At 43.3% G+C, this 26423-nt stretch carries 32 protein-coding genes and 3 pseudogenes; 22 read left to right on the top strand and 13 right to left on the bottom strand.

Annotation, left to right across the window (positions count from 1 at the left end; genetic code table 11):
* Window positions 1-189: 189 nt before the first annotated feature.
* Complete coding sequence (locus HED67_RS07235) at window positions 190-996, top strand: helix-turn-helix domain-containing protein (RefSeq protein WP_221717881.1); 807 nt, start codon at window positions 190-192, stop codon at window positions 994-996.
* Window positions 997-1090: 94 nt separating this feature from the next.
* Here the strand turns inward: HED67_RS07235 and HED67_RS07230 are convergent, their stop codons facing one another.
* The 9 genes from HED67_RS07230 to HED67_RS07190 form a co-directional block, all read right to left on the bottom strand.
* Window positions 1091-1591: a hypothetical protein gene (locus tag HED67_RS07230; protein ID WP_004798083.1), complete on the bottom strand. Its 501-nt coding sequence runs from the start codon at window positions 1589-1591 to the stop codon at window positions 1091-1093.
* 130 nt (window positions 1592-1721) lie between these two features.
* A complete protein-coding gene (locus HED67_RS07225) occupies window positions 1722-2099 on the bottom strand; it encodes a TnpV protein (protein ID WP_221717880.1) in 378 nt (125 codons plus the stop codon).
* A complete protein-coding gene (locus HED67_RS07220; protein ID WP_040341765.1) occupies window positions 2059-2331 on the bottom strand; it encodes a helix-turn-helix domain-containing protein in 273 nt (90 codons plus the stop codon). The genes HED67_RS07225 and HED67_RS07220 overlap by 41 nt, the downstream gene beginning before the upstream one ends.
* 154 nt (window positions 2332-2485) lie before the next feature.
* Window positions 2486-2644: a Maff2 family mobile element protein gene (locus tag HED67_RS07215; RefSeq protein ID WP_118760961.1), complete on the bottom strand. Its 159-nt coding sequence runs from the start codon at window positions 2642-2644 to the stop codon at window positions 2486-2488.
* Window positions 2645-2680: 36 nt separating this feature from the next.
* A complete protein-coding gene (locus HED67_RS07210; protein WP_221717879.1) occupies window positions 2681-4438 on the bottom strand; it encodes a VirD4-like conjugal transfer protein, CD1115 family in 1758 nt (585 codons plus the stop codon).
* Window positions 4435-4926 (bottom strand): PcfB family protein, encoded by a 492-nt coding sequence (locus tag HED67_RS07205; protein WP_221717878.1) that lies wholly within the window; start codon window positions 4924-4926, stop codon window positions 4435-4437. Before HED67_RS07205 ends, HED67_RS07210 begins: the two co-directional genes overlap by 4 nt.
* Window positions 4927-5823: a DUF6017 domain-containing protein gene (locus HED67_RS07200; protein ID WP_221717877.1), complete on the bottom strand. Its 897-nt coding sequence runs from the start codon at window positions 5821-5823 to the stop codon at window positions 4927-4929.
* Window positions 5824-5993: 170 nt separating this feature from the next.
* Window positions 5994-6515, bottom strand: coding sequence for a DUF5720 family protein (locus tag HED67_RS17530; protein ID WP_221717876.1), 522 nt, complete (start codon window positions 6513-6515; stop codon window positions 5994-5996).
* A 72-nt stretch (window positions 6516-6587) separates the two neighbouring features.
* The gene (locus HED67_RS07190) at window positions 6588-6785 is read right to left on the bottom strand and encodes a helix-turn-helix domain-containing protein (RefSeq protein WP_202030884.1); all 198 of its coding nucleotides are present in this window, start codon (window positions 6783-6785) and stop codon (window positions 6588-6590) included.
* A 1002-nt stretch (window positions 6786-7787) separates the two neighbouring features.
* On the opposite strand from HED67_RS07190, the gene HED67_RS07185 reads away from it, so the two are divergent.
* From HED67_RS07185 to HED67_RS07160, 6 genes and pseudogenes are all read left to right on the top strand, one after another.
* A complete protein-coding gene (locus HED67_RS07185) occupies window positions 7788-9041 on the top strand; it encodes an ATP-binding protein (protein WP_221717875.1) in 1254 nt (417 codons plus the stop codon).
* 490 nt (window positions 9042-9531) lie between these two features.
* Entirely contained in the window at window positions 9532-10002 is a 471-nt protein-coding gene (locus HED67_RS07180; protein ID WP_221717874.1) for an LURP-one-related/scramblase family protein, read from the top strand.
* A gap of 40 nt (window positions 10003-10042) precedes the next feature.
* A complete protein-coding gene (locus HED67_RS07175; RefSeq protein ID WP_221717873.1) occupies window positions 10043-10261 on the top strand; it encodes an aspartate dehydrogenase in 219 nt (72 codons plus the stop codon).
* A gap of 78 nt (window positions 10262-10339) precedes the next feature.
* Window positions 10340-11026 carry an MBL fold metallo-hydrolase gene (locus HED67_RS07170; protein WP_015514814.1) on the top strand — a complete coding sequence of 229 codons (687 nt, stop codon included), beginning with the start codon at window positions 10340-10342 and terminating at the stop codon, window positions 11024-11026.
* On the top strand, window positions 11023-11379 hold the full coding sequence (locus HED67_RS07165) for a VOC family protein (RefSeq protein WP_117541663.1): 357 nt from the start codon (window positions 11023-11025) through the stop codon (window positions 11377-11379). Before HED67_RS07170 ends, HED67_RS07165 begins: the two co-directional genes overlap by 4 nt.
* A gap of 17 nt (window positions 11380-11396) precedes the next feature.
* A pseudogene (locus tag HED67_RS07160) lies at window positions 11397-11762 on the top strand (DapH/DapD/GlmU-related protein); the annotation flags it as partial.
* A 288-nt stretch (window positions 11763-12050) separates the two neighbouring features.
* Here the strand turns inward: HED67_RS07160 and HED67_RS07155 are convergent.
* A complete protein-coding gene (locus tag HED67_RS07155; RefSeq protein WP_215689963.1) occupies window positions 12051-12488 on the bottom strand; it encodes an Rrf2 family transcriptional regulator in 438 nt (145 codons plus the stop codon).
* A gap of 172 nt (window positions 12489-12660) precedes the next feature.
* Between HED67_RS07155 and HED67_RS17030 the strand changes: the two genes are divergently transcribed.
* The 12 genes and pseudogenes from HED67_RS17030 (at window position 12661) to HED67_RS07100 (ending at window position 21835) form a co-directional block, all read left to right on the top strand.
* A complete protein-coding gene (locus HED67_RS17030) occupies window positions 12661-12996 on the top strand; it encodes a hypothetical protein (RefSeq protein ID WP_246612144.1) in 336 nt (111 codons plus the stop codon).
* Window positions 12996-13838: an SIR2 family NAD-dependent protein deacylase gene (locus tag HED67_RS07145; protein ID WP_221717871.1), complete on the top strand. Its 843-nt coding sequence runs from the start codon at window positions 12996-12998 to the stop codon at window positions 13836-13838. Before HED67_RS17030 ends, HED67_RS07145 begins: the two co-directional genes overlap by 1 nt.
* A gap of 5 nt (window positions 13839-13843) precedes the next feature.
* Entirely contained in the window at window positions 13844-14239 is a 396-nt protein-coding gene (locus HED67_RS07140; RefSeq protein WP_118071950.1) for a C-GCAxxG-C-C family protein, read from the top strand.
* Window positions 14240-14292: 53 nt separating this feature from the next.
* A complete protein-coding gene (locus tag HED67_RS07135; protein WP_246612143.1) occupies window positions 14293-15270 on the top strand; it encodes an SIR2 family NAD-dependent protein deacylase in 978 nt (325 codons plus the stop codon).
* 366 nt (window positions 15271-15636) lie between these two features.
* Window positions 15637-16167 (top strand): 5'-nucleotidase C-terminal domain-containing protein, encoded by a 531-nt coding sequence (locus HED67_RS07130; protein WP_331467091.1) that lies wholly within the window; start codon window positions 15637-15639, stop codon window positions 16165-16167.
* 208 nt (window positions 16168-16375) lie between these two features.
* The gene (locus tag HED67_RS07125) at window positions 16376-16627 is read left to right on the top strand and encodes a histidine kinase dimerization/phospho-acceptor domain-containing protein (RefSeq protein ID WP_330656611.1); all 252 of its coding nucleotides are present in this window, start codon (window positions 16376-16378) and stop codon (window positions 16625-16627) included.
* A pseudogene (locus HED67_RS17525) lies at window positions 16627-16698 on the top strand (GNAT family N-acetyltransferase); the annotation flags it as partial. The gene HED67_RS07125 and the pseudogene HED67_RS17525, both read left to right, overlap by 1 nt.
* 107 nt (window positions 16699-16805) lie before the next feature.
* The gene (locus HED67_RS07120) at window positions 16806-18146 is read left to right on the top strand and encodes a TrkH family potassium uptake protein (protein WP_215633382.1); all 1341 of its coding nucleotides are present in this window, start codon (window positions 16806-16808) and stop codon (window positions 18144-18146) included.
* Between the two features lie 13 nt (window positions 18147-18159).
* Window positions 18160-18807: a potassium channel family protein gene (locus HED67_RS07115; protein WP_221717869.1), complete on the top strand. Its 648-nt coding sequence runs from the start codon at window positions 18160-18162 to the stop codon at window positions 18805-18807.
* Between the two features lie 17 nt (window positions 18808-18824).
* On the top strand, window positions 18825-19106 hold the full coding sequence (locus HED67_RS07110; RefSeq protein WP_221717868.1) for a hypothetical protein: 282 nt from the start codon (window positions 18825-18827) through the stop codon (window positions 19104-19106).
* Window positions 19107-19158: 52 nt separating this feature from the next.
* A complete protein-coding gene (locus HED67_RS07105; RefSeq protein ID WP_260702758.1) occupies window positions 19159-21141 on the top strand; it encodes a DUF4118 domain-containing protein in 1983 nt (660 codons plus the stop codon).
* On the top strand, window positions 21134-21835 hold the full coding sequence (locus HED67_RS07100) for a response regulator (RefSeq protein WP_215633380.1): 702 nt from the start codon (window positions 21134-21136) through the stop codon (window positions 21833-21835). Before HED67_RS07105 ends, HED67_RS07100 begins: the two co-directional genes overlap by 8 nt.
* Window positions 21836-21914: 79 nt before the next feature.
* On the opposite strand, the gene HED67_RS07095 is transcribed toward HED67_RS07100, so the two are convergent.
* The 3 genes and pseudogenes from HED67_RS07095 to HED67_RS07085 all read right to left on the bottom strand — a co-directional run.
* Window positions 21915-22052, bottom strand: coding sequence for a hypothetical protein (locus HED67_RS07095; protein ID WP_221717867.1), 138 nt, complete (start codon window positions 22050-22052; stop codon window positions 21915-21917).
* Between the two features lie 27 nt (window positions 22053-22079).
* The gene (locus HED67_RS07090) at window positions 22080-23840 is read right to left on the bottom strand and encodes a diguanylate cyclase domain-containing protein (protein WP_260702759.1); all 1761 of its coding nucleotides are present in this window, start codon (window positions 23838-23840) and stop codon (window positions 22080-22082) included.
* A gap of 440 nt (window positions 23841-24280) precedes the next feature.
* A pseudogene (locus HED67_RS07085) lies at window positions 24281-24466 on the bottom strand (helix-turn-helix domain-containing protein); the annotation flags it as partial.
* A 203-nt stretch (window positions 24467-24669) separates the two neighbouring features.
* Here HED67_RS07085 and HED67_RS07080 point away from each other — a divergent pair.
* The 3 genes from HED67_RS07080 (at window position 24670) to HED67_RS07070 (ending at window position 26410) form a co-directional block, all read left to right on the top strand.
* Window positions 24670-24876 (top strand): hypothetical protein, encoded by a 207-nt coding sequence (locus HED67_RS07080; protein ID WP_015514828.1) that lies wholly within the window; start codon window positions 24670-24672, stop codon window positions 24874-24876.
* Window positions 24877-24925: 49 nt separating this feature from the next.
* Entirely contained in the window at window positions 24926-25348 is a 423-nt protein-coding gene (locus tag HED67_RS07075) for a DUF1284 domain-containing protein (RefSeq protein ID WP_221717865.1), read from the top strand.
* 285 nt (window positions 25349-25633) lie between these two features.
* Window positions 25634-26410, top strand: coding sequence for a nitrogenase iron protein NifH (locus HED67_RS07070; protein ID WP_221717864.1), 777 nt, complete (start codon window positions 25634-25636; stop codon window positions 26408-26410).
* The last annotated feature ends 13 nt before the right edge of the window (window positions 26411-26423 follow it).

Genomic DNA, 26423 nt, shown 5'->3' with positions numbered 1-26423 from the left:
CAGGCTGGTCATTCGATTGGAATAATCCATCGATGAACTACCTGTATCATAGAACATTTTTGTGCCCTGTGCCGTATGTCCACAAAGTAGGAATTAGGGGTAAAAATCAGAAATTTCCACGATTGCGGAAAGTGTGATATAATCCAGATAAGCGGCAGCAATCAAACCACCGGAAAGGAGCGTGCGCCCATGAAAGGAGCAACAAGCATACAGGAACGCCTTTGGGAACTCCGCAAGGACAAAGGCTTAAATCTGGAAGAATTATCAAAGCTGACGGGCATTTCCAAATCAGCTCTTGGAAATTATGAAATAGAGGATTATAAAGAAATCAATCATGGCAACCTCATCACGCTGGCAGACTTCTATGGAGTTTCCGTTGATTATCTGCTGTGCCGGACAGAGAACCGGGAGCAGATCAACACGCCATTAACGGAACTGCATTTGAATGATGAGATGGTGGCACTTCTGAAAAGTGGGCGGATTAACAACCGTCTGCTCTGTGAGCTTGCCACTCATAAGGATTTTATCAAGTTTCTTGCAGACATTGAGATTTATGTGGACGGGATTGCCACCATGCAGATTCAGAACCTCAACGCCCTTGTCGATACCGTCCGGCATGAAATCATTGAACGGTATCGCCCCGGCGAAGATGACCCCCATTTGAAAGTGTTGCAAGCCGCCCATATCAGCGATGATGAATATTTCAGCCACATGGTTTTGGATGACCTCAACCTCATTATCCGGGATATTCGGGAAGCCCATAAAAAGGACAGTGAGAGTGCACCCCAGACCACTGTTGCCAATGAACTGAAAGAAAATCTGGAAGCGGTCGAAAATTTCAAGGGCAGCCGGGATGAAAAGCTGGTTGTCCTTTACTGTAAACAGCTCGGTATCAACTATAAAAATCTGTCAGACGAAGAATTTCGCTGGCTCATTCGTATTCTCAAAAAGTCAAAGAAAATGGGAACGCCTATCAGCCAGAGGAAAAAACGGTAAAGAAAAACCGCTGTTGCATGGTTTGTTGGCTTCCATGTAGCAGCGGTTTTTGCTGGGATTATTCAGTTGAATTTTTAGAACGACAAACTGGAATTTATTTTGGCAAATCATCTTCCGCTTTAAAATTCACATTACTGTCATCGATCGAGATTGTGATCGTGTAGTTATAGATTATACCATCTTCTGTTTCCAGCCTAAATGTTACCGCACCACCTCCGAGATACTGAAAATCAGGTTCGTCAGACATTCTTGCATATGTGCCATACTGTTGAAAGTATCCGTCTGCATCAAAGAACGCAACATTGCTTGTTTGCTCCTTATCGTTCCGGAAGAGTACTGCACCAACACGGTCACTAGCATGATCTGGAATTAAAACACAGTCTATGTATTCCCAATCTGTTTCTTGCACAAGAGAGAACATCGACACAATATCTTGTTCAGACCAGATTTTTCCTCCATTCAGATTACTGATATCTGTATTCTGAACCGGATTGCTGGCAGAATCTGATGTTTCTGGCATGGCGTCTTTGCTGCTGCAGGCGGACATTCCTAATACACAAACCGTCATGAAAATAAAAAGCAATGCTCTCTTCATATGAACACCTCCTCAAATCCCGATTGTTCTAATCTTTTTTACGCCCACCTTCTTGCCCTTCGGACAAGAAGTATCCCTCGCTCAAAGAGCTCGGTCAATTCCGATTTGTCATAATCATTCTATCATACCGTTATGAATAAATCATCTCTTGCAAAATAATTTCTTCTGCCCGGTTGTGAATGTTATTGCAACGCCGCACCCATTCCATTTCTTGGGTTCGTTTCAATTCCTCGGTCACGCCCTCGGCATCTTTCATCTGCTCCATGATGGTGTCTAACCGTTCCTGTGCCTGTTCGTTCAGGTCTGCAAGGTATGTCCACAATTCTCCGGTCAGTATCAATGTGTTCAATCTGGCTGGGTGGACTTCTCTTAAATATTCCCGGTGCATCCGTCCATACTTTCCGACGGGGCGGCGTTCTTCCGACAGTTTCAAGTCCGGGATGTAGTAATCTCCGACAAGGATATAATCAATTCCGTTTTCCGTTATTCTTGGTTTCAATTCGCTCATGTTTCTTACCTCCTGTGGAAGCAGGCTCGTCTGGTACTAACTCAATCACATCGGTAATCTCACAATTCAGCGTTTCACAGATACGGGCTAATGTGTCCATACTGATGTGCTTTCCCTCTTTGCTCATGTTGGCAATCATATTCGTTGTCATACCAGCGGCAAGCCTTAAATCTTCTTTCCTCATATCACGCTCTAACAGTGTGTGCCAGAGTGGTTTATAGCTGATGTGCATATTGTTTTCCTGCCTTTCTATCCATACCACCGGGGCGGCTGCCCCGGCAGGAACTTTTCTCTTATTATAGCACCAATCTTGTGAAATCACAATTTATTCTTGTATCCTGCCGCTGATACCGTCTGGATTGGTTTTCCTTTCTTTTTTGTTCCCTTTAATTAGCCATGAACTGTTTCATACCCTGGCTTTTGGAAGCAGGGTTGTCCTGGCCGTAACCTTCCAGAAGGTTGATAACGCCCCAGATACCAAGACCTGCGCCCAGGGCCACTACGAGAGTCTGCAAAACACCAACTGCACTGTTGAAAAATGCCATAAAATAATCCTCCTAAAAAATGTTTTTGATTTGGGTTTAAGTAGTTGCATCAATCTCGTACACATCGAAGGTATCCGTGGGCTTTACCACGGCACGCTGCTTCTTCATGTACCGTTCCATGTCAAAGACATTTTTAGGGTCGGCGTCGGCCGTGTATCTGTAATTCAGGTGCTGGGTGAGATCGTACTTGTCCGAAAGGAACGGACGCACGCCCCGCAGCATGAAGATACACTTGCCGCCGTCCATCACTGCCAATTCGTCCTGGGTCATCAACTCCTTTCCTAATTTCTGATAACTGAGGCCATGGGAAACCTGACTGCCCCGGTTTTCGGACTGGTTATAGAGATCAATGGTCTCTTTTCCCAGCAACTCCGAAATTTCCTTGAGCGTGGATTTCTCCTTGCCTCCCAAAAACAAGGTGCTGTCACAGTTACCGACGATGGTATCTGCCGCGTCCTTGTAGATGGTTTTTAACTGGCTCTGCGACTGCAAAATAATAGAAGCCGATATCTCACGGCTTCGGATGGTGGCGATCAGCTTATCAAAGTTCGGTATCTGGCCGATGTTGGCAAACTCGTCGAGAATGAGCCGCACATGGACGGGCAGCCGCCCGCCGTAGAAGTCATCCGCCTTGTCGCAGAGCAGATTGAAAAGCTGACTATACATGAGGGCGGCCACGAAATTGAAAGTGCTGTCCGTATCCGACAGGATCACAAACAGCGCTGTCTTTTGGTCGCCCAGGGTATCCAGTTCCAGTTCGTCATATTCCATCAGATCCCGCAGCTCCTTGATATCGAAGGGAGCAAGCCGAGCACCGCAGGAAATGAGAATGGATTTTAAGGTCTTGCCCGCCGCCATCTTGAATTTGTGGTACTGCTTGACGGCGAAGTGGTCCGGCTCCCGTTCCTCCAACTGAGAAAAAAGCAGGTCCACCGGGCTTTGATAGGTTTCGTCGTCCTCTCTGGCTTCACTGGCATTGATAAGGTCCAGAAGTGTGATGAAGTTCTTTTCTTCCTCCGTGGCCTCGTACCAGATGTAGCCGATCAGTGCGGAATAATAGAGGCGTTCCGCTTTGACCCAGAAATCTTCCGAAGATTTTTCGCCTTCTCCCTTCGTGTTCATAATCAGGGCGTTCACCAGCTTTAAGATATCCTTCTCTGACCGAATGTAGGCCAGAGGATTGTATTTCATGGATTTTCGGAAGTTTATCAGGTTGAGGCACTTGATACGGTATTTCTTCCGTTCCAGGAAAGTGCCGATCTCCGGCAGCAAGGTTCCTTTCGGATCAGTGCAGACATAGGACGAATGAGCTTGCAGCAGCGACGGCTTACAGAAGAACCGCGTCTTGCCGCTGCCGGAACCGCCGATCACCAGAATATTTTTATTTCTGGCATACTTCGGCTGCTTGGGGCGGCTCGCCATCGTGATCCGTTCCGTCTGCGTCATGGGGATGTTCTGGAAAAAGTCCTTGTCCATGTAGGGGGCGATATCCGCCGCCGTACCCCAGCGGGCAGAACCATACTCAATTCCGTGGCGGTACTTCTTAGCGTTTTTGCCTTTCAGGTAGACCGCCATGCGAAGGATCACAGCACCGGCTATGCCGATCAGAAGGTCCGTTGGCTGGAAACTGAGCCACGGGGAGGAAAGCGCTGCCGTGAAGCCGTCCCCGATAGAAAGCAGCTTGCCGGAGAGGTCAGCACCGGGCGCAAGCCGGAAAGCCTGTGCCAGCTTATCGAAGGGATACACGAACAGAAGATACGGAAGGTTCAGCAAAAACAGTTTTTTCATATTCATCTCTGCACGCTCCGATCTTTGACCTTTACTTTCTCCCGGTCAATGGTGCGGTGTTCCGTTTTCTCTGCCGCCTGTTCCTTCGCCTGGGTCAGCCGCTCCCGGATGGATGGCTTTTCCTCACGGCTCATTTTCCGGTTGGCAAACTCCTGAAACGCCGCTGTGATGGCATCCGCGTCCCGGCTTTTGAAAAAGACCAGGTAACGGGGCTGCTCTGCGGTGGTGTCTTTCTTCAAGGCAAAATCCACATGGTATTTCTTCGCCACACGGGAGAAAACCTTGATATTCTTGTCACTGATCTCGATATTGGCAAGACCGGCGTTCTGGCTGGCAAGCTGTTTAAGGCTCTGCCTGCCGCGGTAGATTTTGGGCTTCTGGCTTTTCTGGATTTCCTCCAAGAACTTTTTGACGGCCTTTTCAAAGACCTGTTCGCTTAACTTGGCTCCGTCAACAATGAGCGTTACGGCGCCCCGCGTTACTTCCTCCTGCATTTAGCCTCGCCCCCTTTGCCCGTCCCCGTACATATCGTGCTGCACCAGGGAAGAATAGTAGCTGTTGATGGTGGTCGGAGCGTTATACAGCGCCGCCAGAAGGTATTTCTTGATATTGCGGACATAGGTGGTGTTGCCCTTCATGCAGTCCATGACATACTGCACATGGGAACTGTCCAGCTTCATAAACCGGGACTTTACCACCTCCGCCGGATAATCGTCTCCGGCAATGCGGATGACTTTGCGGGCAGAACACACGGTATCCACGATCAGGTCAACGATTTCGTCAAGCTGCTCACGGTCGATGTGGCTGTCCTGCACCAGATAGCTGTACTCGATGTTATCCAAAATCACTTCACGATAACATTCTCTGGCTCCCATCCGATCCGTTCCCATCCTTGCCTCTGCGGGGGTAGGGGGATTTGATTGGATAGGATTTGATATCTCCGTACTTGATAAATCAGTCTTTGTTTGATTAGTATTTAATTGTGCGGGGTTTTCCGTACACGGTTCCGCCGTATCCGGGATACCCATATCCGGGTTTTCCGTATATGGCTTTGCCGTACCCGGTAAAGGCGTACCTGGACTTGACGGCGGTTCGCACTGAGGCATTTCGTAAATGACATACTCGGTATCCGTGATCTTGCCTTTTTCATCCCGAAGCTGGGTGCGCCGGATATACCCGTGGGTTTCCAACTCCTTCAATGCCGCACCGATGCTGTCCACACCTTCCCGGCAGATCGCTGCAAGACCTCTGGTGGTGTAATTCCACTCGTCAGGGAGCGACAACATCATGGACAGCAGCCCCTTGGATTTCAGGGTCAGCGTCCGATCTTTCAAGTGATGGTTCGACATGACCGTATAATCACGGGTCTTTTCAATACGAAAAACAGCCATCTTCGCACCTCCTTCCTGTGAAAATAAAAAGTGTTGATTTTGAGCGGTTTATCTGTCTGTACGCCTTCATAGCCTCCCGCATGGGAAAACATCCACGCCCTGTTCAGAACGCAAGCCACGGAGGAAGAAACAGAAGATTTTCCGCTGATTTTGATACATTTTTCAGGTGGCTACCTCTCACGGTCTTTATGGTCATAGTGGAGTTCGCCGGAAAGCACCTTCGCATGGTTACGGATTTTGATGTGCCCCTTTTCCTGATTTTCCAAAGCCTTGCTGTATCCGGCGTCAGTCAGGAACAGGCGCATTTTCTCACCCTTCCAGCCAACAGGCGAGTCATGGGTAAGAACATCAAAGACGATCATGTGTCTGGTCGCCGGGTCGAAACGCTCCAAAGCCATAATGTCATGGCCGGATAACTTCTGCGCCCCGGATTGCTGTCTGGCCTCTGCCAGCATTTCCCCGATGGTGCGGGTTTTCTCCGGCAGACGGTATTCGGCCTGCACCTTGCGGATCAAATCCATGCACTCCTGATCCGACAGGGGGCGGAGCTTGTCCAGAAGGCCTTCCGCCGTTTCTTTCGTTGCCGGGTTCGGCGCATAGCGCCATGTCATGTAAATCTCATTCAGGGCAGCGTTCTGATTGGTACTTTCAATCTGAAACACCATCCTCATTTCTGCTTCTGTCAGTTTCATTGCCAGCCTCCTTCAAAATGGGTATAAAAAAACGCCATAGGTTTTTTGAGCCTACGGCGTTTCTTGCGATATTCACAATTCCAAACTTTCCAGCCACTCGTCAAAAGATTTCTTGGAAACGCGGATCGCATTGCCTATGCGGACGATCCTGAACTCCTCCTGCTTGACGAGCTGATATGCGGTCGTGCGGCCGATGTTGAGCATGGCCGCAATCTGTTCCACGGTGTATGTGCGCGGTTCCGGCAGTGACTTTTTCTCTTTCTTGTTCATAGTAACCTCCATGTATTTGCCTTGTCATTTTGACTAAGGGAGTGAAGAATGGCAGTAGCAATCGGCTTTGGCGGGGTGTCCTCTTGCTAAGAATTTGCTAATAGGACCACCCAACGGACACATAAAACTGCGTCAGAATAGGTGTTTTGCACCATAAAGTTCGTTTACTACAAGTCATTCTGCGTAAGGGATGATATTGGAAGTTACATCCGAACCGTGTATCACATGGTAAGCCATACTCCTAAGCGAGGGGTCGGAGGTTCAAATCCTCTTGGCGACGGGCTTCAAAGCGTTCGAAAATGTTAGCTGGATTAGCTGACAACGAACGCTTTTGTTATTTTCTAATCACGTTCGTGACACAAAATTCCATTCAAAATGATCAATTTCCAGCTAACGCAATCCGATTTTTGTTAGCTGACAGCTAATCAAAATTACCGTTTGGCAAACATGGGTTTTAAGAAGTACAGCTAACATTTGGGTTCCGCTCTGTTGTCACCCCTTATTCGGGGATGTAAATCAGAGAAAAGGCGGGAAAAGAAACAATCTCTCTCTATAAAAGTTCCAGGCAGGCATTTTTTATTTCCTGAATCCTGGAGGAAAGGAGTCAAGATGGCAGTTTTTATAATCTTGAATATGCGAAACCAATAACTATAAAAGATAATTGCTGGCTGTTGTCTGAGTAATTCGACAGATTCAAGTTTGTTGAACTGAATCCGAAAAGCATTAGGGCGCAGAGGAGATAGAATCCTTTGCGTAAAAGACTAACGAACATATTTACTGAAACATCGGAACCATCTTCTTTTTGTTGTTTACCTATAATAACGATTGGAGTAGTCGATTATAAACACTGCAATCAAAAAAATCTGAAAATATATTTATCAACATTATATAAAAGTGTGTAGATGCACATAAAATGGGAATACATATTGAAATTCAGGTCGTTCTGTGATAGAATCTCATTACTAAAAAGTGTGCAGATGCACGGAAATGGGGAGTGTAACGATGGAGATTAAAAGAGACGCTTACCTACAGCAGCTGACCCTGCGAAAAGATAATGGAATGATAAAGGTGATTACTGGCATTCGTAGATGTGGCAAATCCTTTTTGCTGTTTACCATCTTTAAGAGATACTTACTGGAGAACGGCGTTGATGTTGATCATATTATTGAAATTGCATTGGATGGTATTGAGAACGAGGAATTAAGAGATCCCAAGGTATGCTTCAAGTACATCAAGGATGCCATGAAAGACGACGGGAAGTATTATCTCCTTTTGGATGAAGTGCAGTTCATGCCACGATTTGAGGAAGTGCTGAACAGCCTGCTCCGCATGAGCAATATTGATGTGTATGTCACCGGAAGTAATTCCAAGTTCCTGTCCAGCGACATTGTGACCGAATTCCGTGGCAGAGGTGATGAGATTAGAATCTACCCTCTCTCCTTTGCAGAGTTTTATTCTGTCTATGACGGCGATTATGATGATGCCTGGGATGACTACATGATCTACGGAGGATTGCCGCAGATCGTAAGTTTCCAGAGCGAACGACAGAAAGCGGACTATCTGAAGAACATCTTTACAAATGTCTATCTGAAGGATGTTATTGAAAGAAATAAAATTCAGAACGTGGATGAGATTGGGATTCTGGTTGATGTGCTTGCATCTGCAATCGGCGCACCGACCAACCCTTCAAAGATTGCCAATACCTTTGCCAGTGAGCGCCAGATGACTTATGCTAATAAAACCATCTCCAAGCATATCGACCATTTGACAGATGCCTTTTTGATTTCCAAGGCAAGCCGATACGATATTAAGGGCAGAAAGTATATCGGTGCAAATCTGAAATACTACTTTACTGATCTGGGACTGAGAAATGCACGTCTGAATTTCAGACAGCAGGAGCCTACTCATATCATGGAGAACATTGTTTATAACGAGCTGCTGATCCGTGGCTACAATGTTGATGTGGGTGTCGTGGATATCTTCTATAAGGATAAAGAGGGCAAACGTGTTCGCAAGCAGTTGGAGGTTGACTTTGTGGTGAATCAAGGAAACCAGAGATACTATATCCAGGTTGCATATGACATGACTTCGGAAGAAAAACAGACGCAGGAGTTCAATTCTCTGCGTAATATCCCGGACTCTTTCAAGAAGATCGTCATTGTAAATGGCAGCAAAAAGCCTTGGAGAAATGATGAAGGTTTTGTCATCATGGGAATGAAGTATTTCTTGCTGAATGCGAATAGTCTGGAATTTTAAAACGATTTGAGTTGTTGCTGTGGTGTTGCTCTATTTCAAAAAAGAGTGAAATGATATAAAAAAGGCCACGGCTGATTTCATGTTGGAACAGCCGTGGCTCAGTTTATTTTTTTATCCGTACAAACGAGACTGTTCCGTAGATTATGTAGAACAGACAGAGTACGATTCCGATAGTGAGAACATACGAGAATAAAGATGAACTTAAGAACGAGATAAACAAAAGTTTGCAGGGACGACAAGCGGTTCAGTATGATATTTAATTAAATATTGCAATGAAAAGATCATTTACCGTAAACAAGTAGTAGATGGTCTTTTTTATATCTTTTTGTGAACAAGTAGAGATTTATAGCTGGTAATATGTATTTTATCATAATCCGTGAAATAAAATGGATTAATTCTTCGATTTACATATTTTTTAAGGTGTTCCGGCATGGTATTATGGTACTTATAAAGAACTAATTATATCTGTTGGAGAGAGCGGTGAAAAGTTATGAAGCTATTATTTAAACAAAGGCTGTTTTCATGGTTTGACAGCTATGATATCTATGATGAAGCAGGCAACACTGCTTATGTAGTAAAAGGTCAGTTGTCCTGGGGACATAAACTTGTAATTTATGATGCCTATGGAAATGAAGTAGGAATGGTTGTTCAGAAAGTACTCTCTTTTCTTCCTAAATTCGAAATTTATAAAAACGGCAGTTATATCGGATGCCTGAGCAAAGAATTCTCATTTCTGACGCCACATTATAATATTGATTACAATGGATGGCATATTGATGGAACCATTATGGAATGGGACTATAGCATTCTTGATCGAAGCGGTTATTCAATTGCACGGGTTAGTAAAGAATTGTTTCATATGACTGATACATATGTTATTGATGTGCAGGATCCAGGAAATGCATTGGATGCGCTGATGTTTGTACTGGCAATCGATGCAGAAAAATGTTCCAGAAATTAAATAGTTGATCTTGTTACTGTAATTATTCGGAGGATGAAGCATGGGATTATTCAAAAAGAAAATCGTGAAAAAAACATATGACCGAGAACATATGAAACCAGTTATTCGTGCAAGCATTTGTACCGGAGAAGAAGTAGCAGGGGTCAAAGACATACGGACCGGAAAAATCGAAGAAATCATGCTGATCAGATCACCGGAAGACTTAGAAAGATTCAAAGAGATATATGAGATAACAGAGGAAATTGAAAAAGAATATTAGACATCTTCTGGGTCGTGGATGAACGCCAGGTATTTGTCTGTAAGCTTATAGGGAAAAAGGAGTTATTTTATAAAGGTGATGAAAATTACTTACATTAACCACAGTGGATTTTTAATTGAAACTAAAGATTGCTACTATATTTTTGACTATTATAAGGGTGAATTACCACTTCTTGACAAGAAAAAAGAAGTAATTGTTTTTTGCAGTCATTTTCATAAGGATCATTTTAATCCTGTGATTTTTGAGATCCTTGATGATATGAGCATGACATATCAGGCAATTTTGGCGAAAGATATACGCAAAAGAAAACATCTGTCAGATATGAAGATCACATATGTTTATCATGATCAGACTTATAATCTGGATAATGGCACTCAAGTCGATACATTGCTATCTAACGATAGTGGTGTAGCATTTATTGTCAAAACAAAGGAAGGCACCATTTATCATGCCGGTGACTTAAATGACTGGTATTGGGATGGTGAGCCAAAAGCTGATAACCAGAGACTTACTTCAGCATATCGTGCGGAGATCAGGAAAATCAAGGGCATGCATTTTGACGCTGCATTTGTTCCCTTAGATCCGAGACAGGGAGATCACTATGCCGATGGGATCCTGTATTTCCTTAAAAATGTAGATTGCAATGTCATTTTTTCAATGCATTACTGGAATGATGCCAATGTAATTAAGCGGTTTATTACGGAATATCCGCAATATAAATCACGTATTAAAAACACAGAATGTGCAAAAGGAGAAGAATTATGAATTTTAAGATGATTCACGAAAACTACAATGTATCAGACCTGGACCGATCTATTAAATTTTACAACGAGGCCCTTGATCTGCACGAAGTGAGAAGAAAGACTACCGATGATTTTATCATTGTGTATTTGAGCAATGATGTAAGTGATTTTGAGTTGGAACTTACCTGGCTTAAAGATCATCCACAGCCATATAATCTGGGTGAATGCGAATTCCACCTGGCATTCCAGGCAGAGGATTACGAGACAGCGCATAAGAAGCATGAAGAGATGGGATGCATTTGTTTCGAAAATGAAGCAATGGGAATCTATTTCATTGTAGATCCAGATGGATACTGGCTTGAGATACTGCCGTAAAGCTAGAGTATATTGGGAATTTTAAATGTTTAGATGTATGTGAAATACATATAGGCGATAATGTGATGATTGGTCCAAATGTTACATTGGCAACTCCTATGCATCCATTATTACCTGAAGAACGCAATATCAGGATGAGAGAAGATGGCAGTTTTTATAATCTTGAATATGCGAAACCAATAACTATAAAAGATAATTGCTGGCTGGCATCTAATGTGGTTGTTTGTGGTGGTGTCACCATAGGAGAAGGGTGTGTAATTGGTGCAAGGAGTGTTGTAACAAAAGATATTCCGCCGTATAGTTTGGCAGTTGGAAATCCATGCCGGGTCATTCGAAAAATAACTGAGAAAGATCATATGCCAGATGGAATTGAAAAGAATTGAAAAATTTGCAGAGATGGCAAGAGGTTCATTTTAGTAAAAAAAATAAAATAATCACAATTAATAACGCCGATGCAGGATTTTTATAATCCTATACCGGCGTTTGTTGTTTACGTGAGAATGTACTGCTCATCATCGCTGAGATAAAATTGCACTGGATTGGTGCGGTTTCTGTTTGCCATTGAGTCACGTCCTTCCTAAAAAATGGAAATTTAACCATACAGACGATAGGAAAGTGTGTGGGATTTCGCCTGTGTCATGACACAGGCAGTGCTTGCTATTCTTGATTAGTTAAAGGTTTTTAACTTTCCCGATTTTAAAATAATACCGATCAATAATATCCTGCAATGTAATGGATTTCATTTTTTCATCTATCATATTTTGAATTTCATGATAGAAGTCCCCAATAGCGAATTGAATGTTGATACCGATTCCACAATCCGGATTGGTATCTGTGTCCAGGTGAAGCAGCGGCTTATCGCCCTCTACGGCTCGGTAGATGTCATACATATTGATTTTATCTGCCGATTTTGCAAGAGCGGCATTCGCATGACCTTGTGTGTTGACAACAATGCCTGCATTTTTCAGGGTTGCCATAAGCTGTCTGACATAAGCCGGGTTTGTCTTGATACTTTCTGCAATTTTTGTGCTGGAGAGTTGTTCGTCATCTCCAAGAGCAATAAATATAAGAATATGAATGGTGTCACTAAGCTTTGTGGAATATTTCATTTGTCACCTCGAATTTTCTTCTTGCAATTTTTAAACTTACATGATAATATGTTTTTAACGCTTGATGTAAATTTAATTTTAACAAGTAAAAAAATAAAAGTCAAGCAAAATAAAAAGTGTGGAATCTGATATAAAAAAGCTTCTGCCAAGATGTAATGAGTGCGGGAGAATTATGGTTTCCTGGGTAAGGGATGATACATTTTTGGAGGGGAAAGACTGGAGGGAAGGTGTAAGGCGATATGAGGATTTCCTAAAAAAATATCTCATGAATGGAACAGATAAGAATGTTGTACTGCTGGAGCTGGGGGTTGGTGAGATGACACCCAGTATTATTAAACTTCCTTTTTGGGAAATGACATACAAAAATGAAAAGGTGTTTTATGCCTGTCTGAATCAGAAGAAATCCTCAGCTCCAGAGCATATAAAAGACAAAGGCATTTATATAGCAGGAGATTTGGCAGAAACCCTGCGGGATTTAAAAGAAAACATAGCGGGAAAGGAAATGTGATGAAGATGAATGTATATCAAGAGATAAGTCAAATCATCAAAGAAGCAGATGGTATTTTGATTGGAGCCAGTAATGGTTTGTCTATCGCAGAGGGATATAATATTTTTGCAGATGACGCATGGTTTCAGGAAAATATGGGAGATTTCAGAGAAAAATACGGACTGCGTTGTGTTTTACACGGATTTTCAGTGCCAATGAATGTAGAAGAAAAGTGGGCGTTTGTAAGCAGACTTGTTAAGGCAAAAGCTATGCAGGATGAGCCGAGTGAGATTATGAAAAACATCTATGCACTAGTAAAGGATAAAGAATATTTCGTAGTAACTTCCAATGCGGAGGATCATTTTGTGCCGGCAGGTTTTGAGGTAGACCGTGTTTTTGAAATGGAAGGGAAATTAACCCAGATGCGGTGCAAGAACAGATGTCATGACGAGGTCTATCCTAATCAAAAAGCAGTTCTCGCCATGACAGAAGAGGAGGTAAACGGAAGAGTACCCAAAGAGTTACTGCCGAAATGTCCAAAATGCGGTGGAGATATGGAAGTAAATTGGGGTGAGATGTCCTCGTTTACAGAAACGAAAAATTGGAAGGAAAAGGCTGCCCGCTATCAAGAATTTATTCAGAATTTACATGGAAAGAAGCTGGTAATTCTGGAATTTGGCATTGGTTGGAGAAATCAGATGATTAAAGCTCCTTTGATGCAGCTTGCAGCAGTAGAACCACAGGCAAGATATATCACATTTAACAAGGGCGAAATTTACATTCCGGAGGAAATCAAAGAAAAATCCATCGGTGTGGATGGTAATCTAACGGTAGCGTTAAAGAAAATTAGAAAGGAAATCTAAGGGAAATGACAAGAGAAGAAAAAGCAGTATATTACAAACATAATGGATTTAATTGCTGTCAGTCAGTTATCAAGGCAATGATCGATTTATCAGATTCTGATAAGGAAATACTGACGAATGCTGCATCCGGATTTGCGGTAGGTATGGGAGGTATGGAAGCAACTTGTGGTGCATTGATTGGAGCAACCATGATGGCGGGAATTGTAAAGCCGGGGAAGAAAAGTGCGATAACGGCACGGGAGATATTAAACAAATTTCAGGAATATTCAGGTGCAACCATATGTAAAGACCTAAAGGGAAAGGATACAGGTGTTGTACTCTGTGAATGTGATGATTGCATTCGCAATGCAATACGGGCTTTTGACGAGGTGTTGCCAATGGAATCAGAAAGGGAAGGATAGACTAAGTAAAGTGGTTAAAGATATTACAGTTGTGAGACAGGAGAATGAAAAAAATGAGCTGTTACGAAAATTTGGTAATGAAAACACAAATGAACTATTCAAGACACTATAGTACCTATGCATCCGGCGGTACTGCTGTAGTGTTGAGCAAACAAAAACCACTTCCTTATAAGGAACAGATTCAGGAATTTGTTCGCAGAGTGCAGGAGGCAGAGTGTATCATAGTAGGCGGAGCATCCGGTTTATCAGCGGCTGGAGGTGGTGACTTTTATTATGGTGATACCCCTTCTTTTCGTGAGCATTTTGGAAAATTTGCAGATAAGTACGGATTCAAAGGTGCTTTTAGCGGAATGATGCATCGGTTTTCTACAAGAAATGAACACTGGGGATATGTGGCAACCTTTTTAAATACTACACAAAATGCTCCTATCAGAGAGCCATATCTGGATTTGGATAAAATTTTGCAGGGAAAGGATTTTCATATCTTAACGACTAATCAGGATACACAGTTTGTAAAGATTTATCCGGAAGAAAAGGTCAGTGAGATTCAGGGAGATCATCGTTTCTTCCAGTGTTCCCAGTGCTGTCAGGATGAAACATGGGATGCCGTACAACCTGTGGCAGATATGATTGCGGCTATGGGAGAGGGGACAATGGTGCCGGATGAACTGATTCCTCGCTGCCCTCATTGTGGTGCGGAAATGTTTCCGTGGGTAAGAGGATATGGGAATTTTCTGCAAGGGAAAAAATACGAAGAAGAATATGAGAAAATCTCAAAATACATTCAAAAGAACAAAGATAGAAAAATTCTCTTGATAGAACTTGGAGTAGGGCGCATGACACCGATGTTTATACAGGAACCGTTTTGGGAACTGACAAACAGCTTGAAAGATGCATATTATATCTCCGTAAATTCAGAATATCAGTTTTTGCCGGAATTCATTGAAGATAAGGGGATTGCTATTTTGGGAGATATAGGAACAGTGTTAAAAGATTTGCAGAAAGCAAAAGAGGAAAGTGCATTTGTATAGGATACTTGTTCTTGATATTCCACTTGATGGAGAAACATTAGAATATTGATTGATACAAAACTGCACTCAGGGATATTGTGGGTGCAGTTTTGCATCAAAATTATTGATTACGATACAGTTTCTGATATGCAGTAGGTAATATCTGAAATATATCTCGGAAAGCCGATGTAAATTTACTTTGGCTTTTTTTTGGAGCAGTAGGAATGAAAATATAAAGAGAAAGAAGGGTAAGCTGTCTGTGTATCAGGCAGCTTATATATCAATGTCGATCTATTCACCGCTCTATATAACGAAACACTCAGAGGCTGTTTTACAGTGGGGGAAAATAAAAAATTTTTTTACATTAACGTGAAAAAATAAAATGCTATAATTAAAAGAATTGAGACAAAGTTAACTACAATCAGAGAAGAAAATGATGCACAGTTGGCTCTGACACCATATTATTATTATACTTCTTCTATTTACAAAGGAGAATGCACCAGCAGCCGGGTCGGTCTGATGATAGCGAAGAATTCAGACACCCCATTATATCTTGTAAAGATCAACGGTGAGCAGGTTTATGAACTCGTTAAAAAATATCTTACAGAGACTGATGAGAATTTTTATGTAACCACAAAATACGAGTTGCCGATTGCATCTGGTATGAAAATAATTGTCAAAAACGAAGAAAACGGATTCTCATTAAAGGATATAACAATAAATGATAAAAAAATAGACACAGAAAAAGAATATTCCATTCTTCTTACGGATACGACAAAATCTATTTTGAAAAAAATTAATCCAAAATGTGCTATTGAGCAAATAGGGGATACAACATTATCTAGTGCATGGATTGCGGCCATGTCAAATGGGCAGCAACCGTCAGCACCAGAAGACTATATAGAGGTTGAAAAATAAAGTGCAAATAGAACAAGAGATAATTAAGAGAAAAAAATAATAATGCCATTGTTTGCCATAATTTTCATTCTTTCAAGTTTTGTTTTTGTAAAGCTTCTGTTGAATAGGATGAATACATATATTTGCTGGATTATTCTACAGTATTTCCAGATTCAGTATTGCAAATCAAAAAGTTAAATTTGAAAAAAGAAACAATGAGCTTCAGGCAATGATTATAAGCGAAATGGAAGAAGCTAATAAAAATCTGAAAGAGGCTAAGAATATTGCTATTGAGGCTCTACAGACCGCTGAAAATGCAAATAAGGCAAAAACAGATTTTTTATCCAATATGTCGCATGATATTCGCACACCTATGAACGCAATCATTGGTATTATATCATTAATCAGACATAATGCCGGCGACAAAGAAAAAGTTATAGAGTATGCAGATAAAATAGCTATTTCTTCTCAGCATCTATGAAGAATGCCAGAGCAATTTCTTTTTACCAAAGAGAAGGGTTCATTATTCAATGTGAAGGTTTGGATGAAGCAATCTCCCCATCTTTATTCAATCTTAATGCGTCGTAAATGTCTCTTATACGTTCTTAAAATCTCCGGCTGTATAATTATAAAATTAATGTTGATAAGGAGTTGCCTTTATGCCAGGAGAGAACATTCGCCGAAAGCGCCGTCTTTCGTCTTTTCAAATTATCATATTGGGTTTTGCCGGAGTCATTCTGCTAGGTGCGCTATTGCTGATGCTGCCGATCTCCACAACAGCCGGGGGCGTAACGCCGTTTAACGAAACACTGTTTACCGCGACCTCTGCCGTATGTGTGACGGGGCTTGTGGTGCAGGATACAGGCAGTTATTGGTCAGCCTTTGGGCAAGCGGTCATTCTGACGCTGATTCAGATTGGAGGACTTGGCGTTGTGACCGTCGCAGCGTCGTTAGCGCTTTTGTCCGGGCGAAAAATATCGTTGATGCAGCGCAGCACCATGCAGGACGCAATTTCAGCACCTCAGGTCGGCGGAATCGTTCGTCTGACACGCTTCATCCTGCGAGGGACGTTTCTGATTGAGCTGCTGGGGGCGCTTGCCATGCTGCCGGTGTTCTGCCGGGACTATGGATGGCGGGGCATCTGGATGGCATTGTTTCATTCCATATCTGCTTTTTGCAACGCCGGGTTTGATATTCTTGGGACAGAGGACAATCTCTATCCATCCCTTACCGGCTATGCTGGCAGTCCAGTAATCAATATCACGATTATGCTGCTGATCGTGATTGGCGGCATTGGATTTCTGACGTGGAATGACATCTGCGAAAACAAGTGGCGGTTTCATCGCTACCGGATGCAGAGCAAGGTGATTCTCGTCACGACAGGTCTTTTAATTCTTCTGCCTGCTGTGTTTTTCTTCTTCTCAGACTTTTCTGCGCTTCCCGCCGGAAACCGGTTGCTGGCATCCTTTTTTCAGTCCGTCACGCCGAGAACAGCGGGCTTCAACACGGTAAATCTATCCGCGATGTCCAGCGCATCGCAGGGCGTGATGATCCTTTTGATGCTCATTGGCGGTTCTCCGGGTTCTACGGCGGGCGGTATGAAAACAACAACGCTGGCGGTTCTGCTTGCCAATGCTGTCGCGACTTTCCGTCAGCGCGATAGTGCCCAATTTTTTGGACGCAGAGTCGATTGCAGCGCTGTTAAAACTGCCGCGACCATTCTGATGATGTACCTTGTGCTGTTTTTTGGCGGCGCTGTTTTTATCAGCGCTTATGAAAACTTGTCGCTTTCCACATGCCTGTATGAAACAGCTTCGGCGGTTGGAACGGTGGGATTGACACTTGGCATTACATCGCAGCTGCATATTACGTCGCAAATGGTGCTGATCACGCTCATGTATCTGGGCAGAGTCGGCGGTCTTACACTTATTTATGCGGCATTTTCCGGAAAAAAAGCAACCGGTGCAAAGATGCCGAAGGAAAAAATTATGATTGGATAAGGAGTCTTTTCTCATGAAAAACATTCTATTAATTGGCGCAGGCCGTTTCGGACGGCATATCGCAGTACAGCTTTCTCAGCTGGGTCATCAGGTCATGGCGGTTGATACAAACGAGGAACGAATCAATGATGTGCTGCCTTACGTCACAAACGCGCAAATTGGTGATAGTACAAACGCGGAGTTTCTTCACTCTCTTGGCATTGGAAATTTTGATGTCTGCCTCGTGACCATTGGCGGCAGTTTTCAGAACTCGTTGGAAACGACGTCGCTGTTGAAGGAGCTAGGCGCGAAGTGCGTGGTGTCGCGTGCCGAACGGGATGTGCAGGCAAAGTTTCTGCTTCGCAACGGTGCTGACCATGTAGTCTACCCGGAAAAGCAAGTGGCAAAGTGGGTTGCAATCCGATACAGCTCCAATCATATCTTTGACTACATAGAAATTGACGACCAGCACGCCATTTTTGAAGTAGAAATTCCGGAAGGGTGGATCGGCAAAAGCGTTGGAGAGCTGGATATTCGCAGAAAGTATGGTATTAACATTCTCGGCATTAAGCGTTCGGGAAAAACAGAGGTTTCGATTACACCGGATACGGTGCTGTCTGGGGAAACAACGATTTTAGCGTTGGGCGAATATAAGACGCTGCAAAAGTGCTTCCGAATCTGAACGGACGGTGAGGGTATATGGAAGATGTCGTTTTGATCGTCGGAATATCTCTGATATTCCTGTTTGGCTGGTTTCTGATGAAACGTCTGGATCAATTTCTGGTGGAAAATCAGAAACGAATCGAGGAAGAAACCGTACCGCAGCAGAAGCCATGCGTGCGTCTGAACGGAGATATTTCTCCCGACGAGCTGGATGAAGCGCTTTCCCGGTTCCGCAGCAGTCATACCAATGTAAAAATCGCAATCTATGCCCCAGATGAATTTCCCTTCCCGGACAACGAATCTGACCTGACGCGGTAGAAACCGTCACATTTTGGTGCTATAATATTATTTTAAGAGGGGTGGTGAAAGTGTGCAGAACAAAGGAAGTGAAATGTCAAAAGAGCATATTCTGGTGTGCCTGTCCTCGTCTCCATCCAATGAACGCATTGTACGAATGGCAGAAAAAATGGCGCAGGCATTTTGCGGAAGCCTTACCGCACTCTATGTGCAGACACCCGGAGACGCTGATATGAACGCGGAAGATACCGTTCGATTGCAGGCGAATATGCGTCTGGCGCAGCAACTTGGTGCAGAAATCGTCACAACACACGGAGAAGATGTACCGACGCAGATTGCGGAATATGCGCGGCTCTCCGACGTGACCAAAATCGTAATCGGGCGAAGCGGTGTGAAGCGGCGGCATTTCTGGAGCGAACCGACGCTGACAGAACAGCTCATCGCACTGGCTCCGGAGGTAGACATTCACATTATTCCAGATGCGGAAGTCTACAAAAGCTATCGCAGGAACCGGCTGATCGCTATCCGCCTGGCGCTTCCGACCGCCTGGGAACTGCTTCTGACTGTCGGGATTCTGGCGGCTGCAACGATCATTGGATGGGTCTTTCTGCGGCTCGGCTTTGCAGATGCCAATATCATTATGGTTTACCTACTGGGTGTGCTTCTGACCTCCGCCTTTACCAGAGGGTATATCTGCGGTGTGCTGTCCGCTTTTTTGAGCGTCATCCTGTTCAATTATTTTCTGACGGAACCCAGACTATCCTTGGTTGCCTATGGCAGCAAATATCCCATAACCTTTGCAGTCATGTTTGCAGCGGCGCTTTTGACCGGCACACTTGCCGCAAAGCTTAAAGTCCATGCACAGCTATCCGCACGGGATGCTTATCGCACGAAGCTCCTTTTTGATATGAACAGGCAGCTTCAAAAGGCAGAAACGCCGGAGGAAGTCTATCGGATGACCGCAATGCAGATACAAAAGCTCATGCAGCGGGACGTTCTGATTTGCCCAGCGCAGGGTGGTGCTTTGTTGGATGAAATTATTTACCCGGTTGACGGGCATAGCCCATACAGCATCTCAGATGCGGATGGGGAGCAAAACGTGATTCAATGGGTCTGGCAAAACCGCAAGCGTGCCGGCGCAACGACGCATAACTTTCCAAAGGCAAAACGGCTGTATCTTGCCATTCGTACCGGGCAGCAGGTTTTCGGAGTTGTCGGGATTCTGATGGATAAGCAAACGCAGCCTGACGCATTTACATCCAGCGTTCTGTTCTCCATTCTCGGAGAGTGCGCTCTGGCGCTGGAAAGCTTACACAATGCCGCAGAAAAGGAAAAAGCTGCTGTTCTTGCAAAGAACGAACAGCTTCGTGCCAATCTTCTTCGTTCGATTTCTCATGACCTCAGAACCCCGTTGACCTCCATTTCCGGTAATGCAGATACGCTGCTGCACAGCTATAATGCGCTGGATGAGCAAACACGGAAACAGATTTTTACGGATATCTATGATGATGCGCAATGGCTGACTGGTCTGGTTGAGAATTTACTTTCTATTACGAAAATCTCGGGCGGCAGCGTAAAGCTGCGCCTTTCTGATCAGGTCGTGGATGACATCGTATCGGAAGCATTCCGGCATATCGACCGAAGATCAACAGAATATCACATCGAGGTAGATTGCGGAGACGTACCGTTGCTGGTGCGGGTGGACGCAGGACTCATCGTGCAGGTACTTATCAATCTGGTGAACAACGCAGTCAAATATACTCCGACTGGATCGAACATCCGGATTACGGCAATCCCGCGAGAAAATATGGCTGAGATATGCGTCAGCGATAACGGTCCCGGTATCTCAGATGAACTAAAAGAACGTGTTTTTGAAATGTTCTTTACCGGGAGTAATCCAATTGGCGACAGCCGCCGAAGTCTTGGGCTTGGACTTACTCTCTGTCAAACCATTATTCATGCACATAATGGCGAAATGACGCTGAAAGACAATTCGCCGCATGGATGCATCTTTTCCTTTACGGTACCACTTAGTGAGGTGAACTTAAATGAATAAGCCGCTTGTTCTTGTTGTAGAAGATGATACTCCGGTGCGCAATTTAATCACGACGACGCTGAAAACTCACGAATACAGATATCTCTCAGCTCAAAACGGCGCAAGCGCCGTGATGGAAGCGCTGTCTCATAATCCGGATATTGTGCTGCTCGATCTGGGACTCCCAGATATGGACGGTGTGGAGATCATCCGAAAAATCCGTTCGTGGTCGAATATGCCGATCATTGTGATCAGCGCCAGAACGGAGGATTCTGATAAAATCGGGGCGCTGGATGCCGGGGCAGACGATTACCTGACGAAACCCTTTTCTGTGGATGAGCTACTGGCGCGGTTACGGGTGACGCAGCGAAGATTAGCGTTGATGAAAGCGGATACGGCGCAGGAAACTCCGATTTTTACGAATGGTGCGCTGAAAATCGACTATGCGGCAGGCTGCGCATATATTGATGGTGAAGAACTGCACTTGACGCCCATCGAATACAAGCTGCTGTGCCTGCTCTCAAAAAATGTGGGTAAGGTTCTGACACACACCTACATTACGCAGCAGATTTGGGGCAGCAGTTGGGAAAATGATATTGCTTCTCTTCGAGTATTCATGGCAACCCTGCGCAAAAAGCTGGAAAACGGGAAAGATGGGCAGCAATACATACAAACGCACATCGGCATCGGTTATCGGATGCTTCGGGTTGAGTGAACAATTCCTGAGTTCAAAATTCAGTACTGAATGGAGCAGATTTCTTGATTTGGCACCACCTTTCATTTGTATGGTGTGGTCATTCCATTTTGCCGCAAATGAAAGGTGGTGCCGCCTTTTGGTCGCCCAGGGTATCCAGTTCCAGTTCGTCATACTCTATCAGGTCCCGAAGCTCGTTGATATCAAAGGAAGCGATCCGGGATTTGATAAGTTTCACCGTCTTCTCTGTTTTTTGCGATTTTTATTATCTTGAGAATTTATCACTGTAACGAATATGCATATCTTCCCAATCCATGAACAATACATAAAATACTTTTCCGTATTGTTGGTTCTCTACAATTCTTCCATGATCAAGCACAGAAAGGTAGGCTCCGTCAGCTTTTCGAAGATGGAAGTGAATATAGTCATTTTCATTACCATTGTCAATCTGTTCCCAGATACTTGATTCTATCTGTTGCTGTTCATCTTCCCGAATCAAGTTTCGAAAACTTTTCTTAGTAAGTTTGAATAGTTCATCTATATCTTTATATCCAGACATATGAAGAAATTCATCATTTGCATAAAATAGTTCATCATCTTCTTTGTCAGCTCTGTATATGATAAATGCACCTGGAAGATGTTCCGAGATATCCTTGAATGCGAATCCAAGCTGTTTGCGAACACCTGACTGAAGACCTTCTCTGTAGGCCATACATCCATTTTTTCCATGAAGCTTTATTTCATAAAGAGCTACATCTGCGAAGCGCATGAGCTGTGAACGGTCGGATGCAAATGTTGGATATTCTGCATATCCAAGAGAAATGTAAAATGCATGTTCCTTACCTTGATATGAGAATGTTTTGGAAAGTTTAGTGAATTGCTGTAGCTGTACATCTGCTTCTGCAAAGGTACAATTTGGTAAAAGAATGCAGAATTCATCACCACCGTTTCTTCCCAGTAACGCATCGGATGGGAAAAAAGCCTTCATGCTGTCTGCAAGAATCTTTAATGCCCTGTCTCCGTAACTATGACCATAGATATCATTGATAAACTTGAAATCATCAATATCAAGGAGTGCAGCTACAAAATGAGTTTGAGGATTTTTAGAAATCATTTTTTCTGCTAACTCATCAAATCCATAGCGGTTATAAACACCTGTAAGAGAATCTGTATGTGCCAGTATTTGATATTTGTTCCTATTTTCTTTTGTTACTAGCCATACTCTGGTAAGAATTGACAGAAGAAGGCTTATTGTAAGAAACAGTCCGATGATGATTATCAGTAGTGAGTTATTTCTCCATCCACTTTTAGGAGTTACTTCAAATTTCCAGTTTTCATCTCCTATTGTAAATGTATAAGAAACAGGATGATTTGTTTGACCATCTGATTGATAAACCACTTTATAAGTATCACTCCATGGAGAGTCTGTTTTTAAAATTTTATAGTCGTATCCAAAATTTGAAAGTGCATGAAGTGAGTCTGAAAAAATGTCCGGAACACGCAGGATAACGATAGTAAATCCCCAGAAATACTCTTGCTCGTTTTCATCTTTCAGGTAGACTGGATTGCGTACCGCAATTCCATAGCCACCCTGTTTCAATTCGAAAGGACCTTGCGTAATGATTGTATGGTTGTCTCTGGCGTAACAGGAAATCTTTCCGCGGTCTTTATCATGGATTAAATCAATCTTACCTGCCTCATTTCCATCAGCCGGATAAATATCTGTTACAACACCATTAGGAGCAAGCTGTATGCTTTCAATAGAATCAGACATGAGATTCCCGGCAATCGTTTCAAACTGATGGATCTCGCCGTTTTCGCTTATTAAAATCTGCTTCAAGGTATTCGTGATCTCAATTCCATTTGTAATTTCATTCTTTATGCGTTCGCCATAGGTGGCTGCGTTTAGTTGTGCTGTTATGTGTCTCTGCTCTTTTTCGTGGGTGTCTGTTTTATATACAATTAAACCAACAAGGCATATGCCCAGTAAAAAAATGATAAGAGGCACAAGTGTTTTCTTTTTCACTTGGTCCACCTCGTTTTATCCATGGGAGTTTTTATAATAAAGCATTATATCACAGAAGTTGAAAAGCAGAATAAGTTTTCTGAAAAAAAGACAATATGTTTTTTATGTTAAAGCGATAATGTTTTTATTTTTCCAGAGTCAGATGATGGTGGAAAGCGTAGCACTTCTGATTTCGACATCTTTGGAAATGGCCAAACACTGCTGCTATCTAAAAAGTCATCCAAATCCGGAATCTGATTTTCGGTGAGCAATGTCAGAAATATATCTGCAATTCCATATCCTGAAGGTTTCTGAGGGTTCGGATGATATAGAAAAAAATCCGGGATACTCGGGTGGCATCCGGGGGATTTTGGTGGGACATAATCAACTCTTCTTAATGTTAAGAACAAAATACGGCAAAAAGTGTTTTTAATAAAATTATCATAGCATTCATTCGGTCATTTATAACAGTCAGCCATCTGAACAATGTCATAAGGTGTCGGATCCTGAAGATTGTATTCGATTTTTTCAATTCGTGAAGCAGAAACACCGGTCATCATTTCACTGGCCTTTTCTCTTGTCAGTTCACATTCTTCACGGCAGATCTGGTAGATGTTTTTGTTTGCTCTTGTTGATTGTCTTCCCATTGTAAAATCCCTCTTTATGGTTTATACTCCAAAACGGAGAAATAAACAGTGTTATTTCTATATGTTCAAAGTTTATTTTTATTACTTTCTTTATTATAATAGAAGCATAGCATTACAGCAACGGCTAATTTATCTGTGCCGGTTATTTGAAATAAGTGAAAATTTCAAAATCGTTATTATGAGAGATAGAAGGGGAGAAGAATATGTTAACGTTGTTATTTATTATTTGTTTTTTTGCGGTTTTTGGAAAACTGTTGATGTTTGGTATTAAAGCTGCCTGGGGAATTTCAAAATTCCTGCTGACGATTGTCCTGCTTCCAGTTATTTTGATCGGATTGGTTGTGGGCGGTCTGATCTATCTGGCATTCCCGATTCTGATCGTTGTGGGAATTGTCGGATTGCTGTTGTAACGCAGTAATCATAAAATCATGCAGAGAAAAGCAGAAAGAGAGAAAGAAAATGGCAGAAGAGAAAGACAAGCAGAAGCTGGCTCGGCCGGTTTTATTGAGACCGCATCATGGTATGTGCCTTGCTTATTTTAAAGGTGAAGGTTACAGCGATGGTTTTTCGGCGCATATGAAAGAAGTATTGGATGAATTGCAGAAAGGGATGGATGTACAGCTGCATGTAGGGACAGATGAGATCTGTTCTGCCTGTCCGAATAATCGGGAGGGGCAGTGCACAGATCTGACTTTGGTCGAGAAATATGACAACGCTGTGCTGGAGGCCTGCGGTCTGGCAGATGGTGAGCAGTTAGCCTTCGATGATTTTACTGAAAAAGTGCAGAATCAACTTTTGGTGACAGGGAAGAGGAAAGAAATCTGCGGAGGCTGTAAATGGAATGGTATCTGTGAGAATGAAAAGAGTCGATGGGAGAAATAATGTATACAGCATAATAGACAAAACCAGGGTTACATTATTGATAATTATATGTTATAATGCGTAAAAGACAGACGAAATGACTGCCGGGAGAACGGTACTCTATTCGAATGTCACAGTAGCAAAAGAATGCAAGACAATTGAATAAAAGCATACTCTGATGGCAAGGGATATCCGAGCAGGAATAGTAAACTGGAAATTATCGGGAAGATAGTTTATCTTTTCGTATACATAATCAAAAGCTCCCTTACCGTCAGGTATGGGAGCTTTTGATATATGGAGGTTTATATGCTGAAGGTAGCAGTTTATGGTAAGGGCGGCATTGGCAAGTCAACGATTACTTCCAATCTGGCAGCAGCTTTTGCGGCCATGGGGAAGAAGGTTATTCAGATCGGATGTGATCCGAAGGCAGATTCAACGATCAATCTGCTTGGGGGTGAACCGCTTCGACCGGTGATGAATTTTATGAGAGAAGAAGATGAAGAGCCGGAGCGACTTGAGGATATTTCAAAGGAAGGGTTCGGCGGTGTGCTCTGTATTGAGACAGGCGGCCCGACACCGGGGCTCGGCTGTGCAGGAAGAGGCATTATTGCAACATTTCAGTTGTTGGAAGATTTGAAGTTATTTGAGACGTACAAGCCGGATGTGGTGTTGTACGATGTGCTGGGTGATGTTGTCTGCGGTGGATTTGCTGCACCGATTCGTGAGGGCTATGCGGAGAAGGTACTGATTGTTACATCTGGTGAGAAGATGGCTCTTTATGCAGCGAATAATATTTCAAGCGCTGTGAGAAATTTTGAAGACCGCAGCTATGCCCGTATTTTCGGAATTGTACTGAACCATCGCAATGTGGAGAATGAGACAGAGAAGGTGCAGGCCTTTGCAGAGAAGAGTCATATTCCGATTGTGGGAGAGATTCCGAGAAGTGATGAGATCATCCGCTATGAAGATCAGGGCAAAACCGTCATTGAAGGCGACAGAGATTCCGAGATCAGTCAGCGATTCTTTGATCTGGCCAATTTGCTTCTGGAAGACGAGGAGAAGAAAGCCCGGGGTGGCGAATAAATCCGGAGGAGGA

Source organism: Pseudocoprococcus catus, from assembly GCF_019734885.1.
GTDB classification, from domain to species: Bacteria; Bacillota; Clostridia; order Lachnospirales; family Lachnospiraceae; genus Coprococcus_A; species Coprococcus_A catus.
Note: the sequence above shows the minus strand (reverse complement) of the source record. Positions and strands in the feature narration are given on the sequence as shown.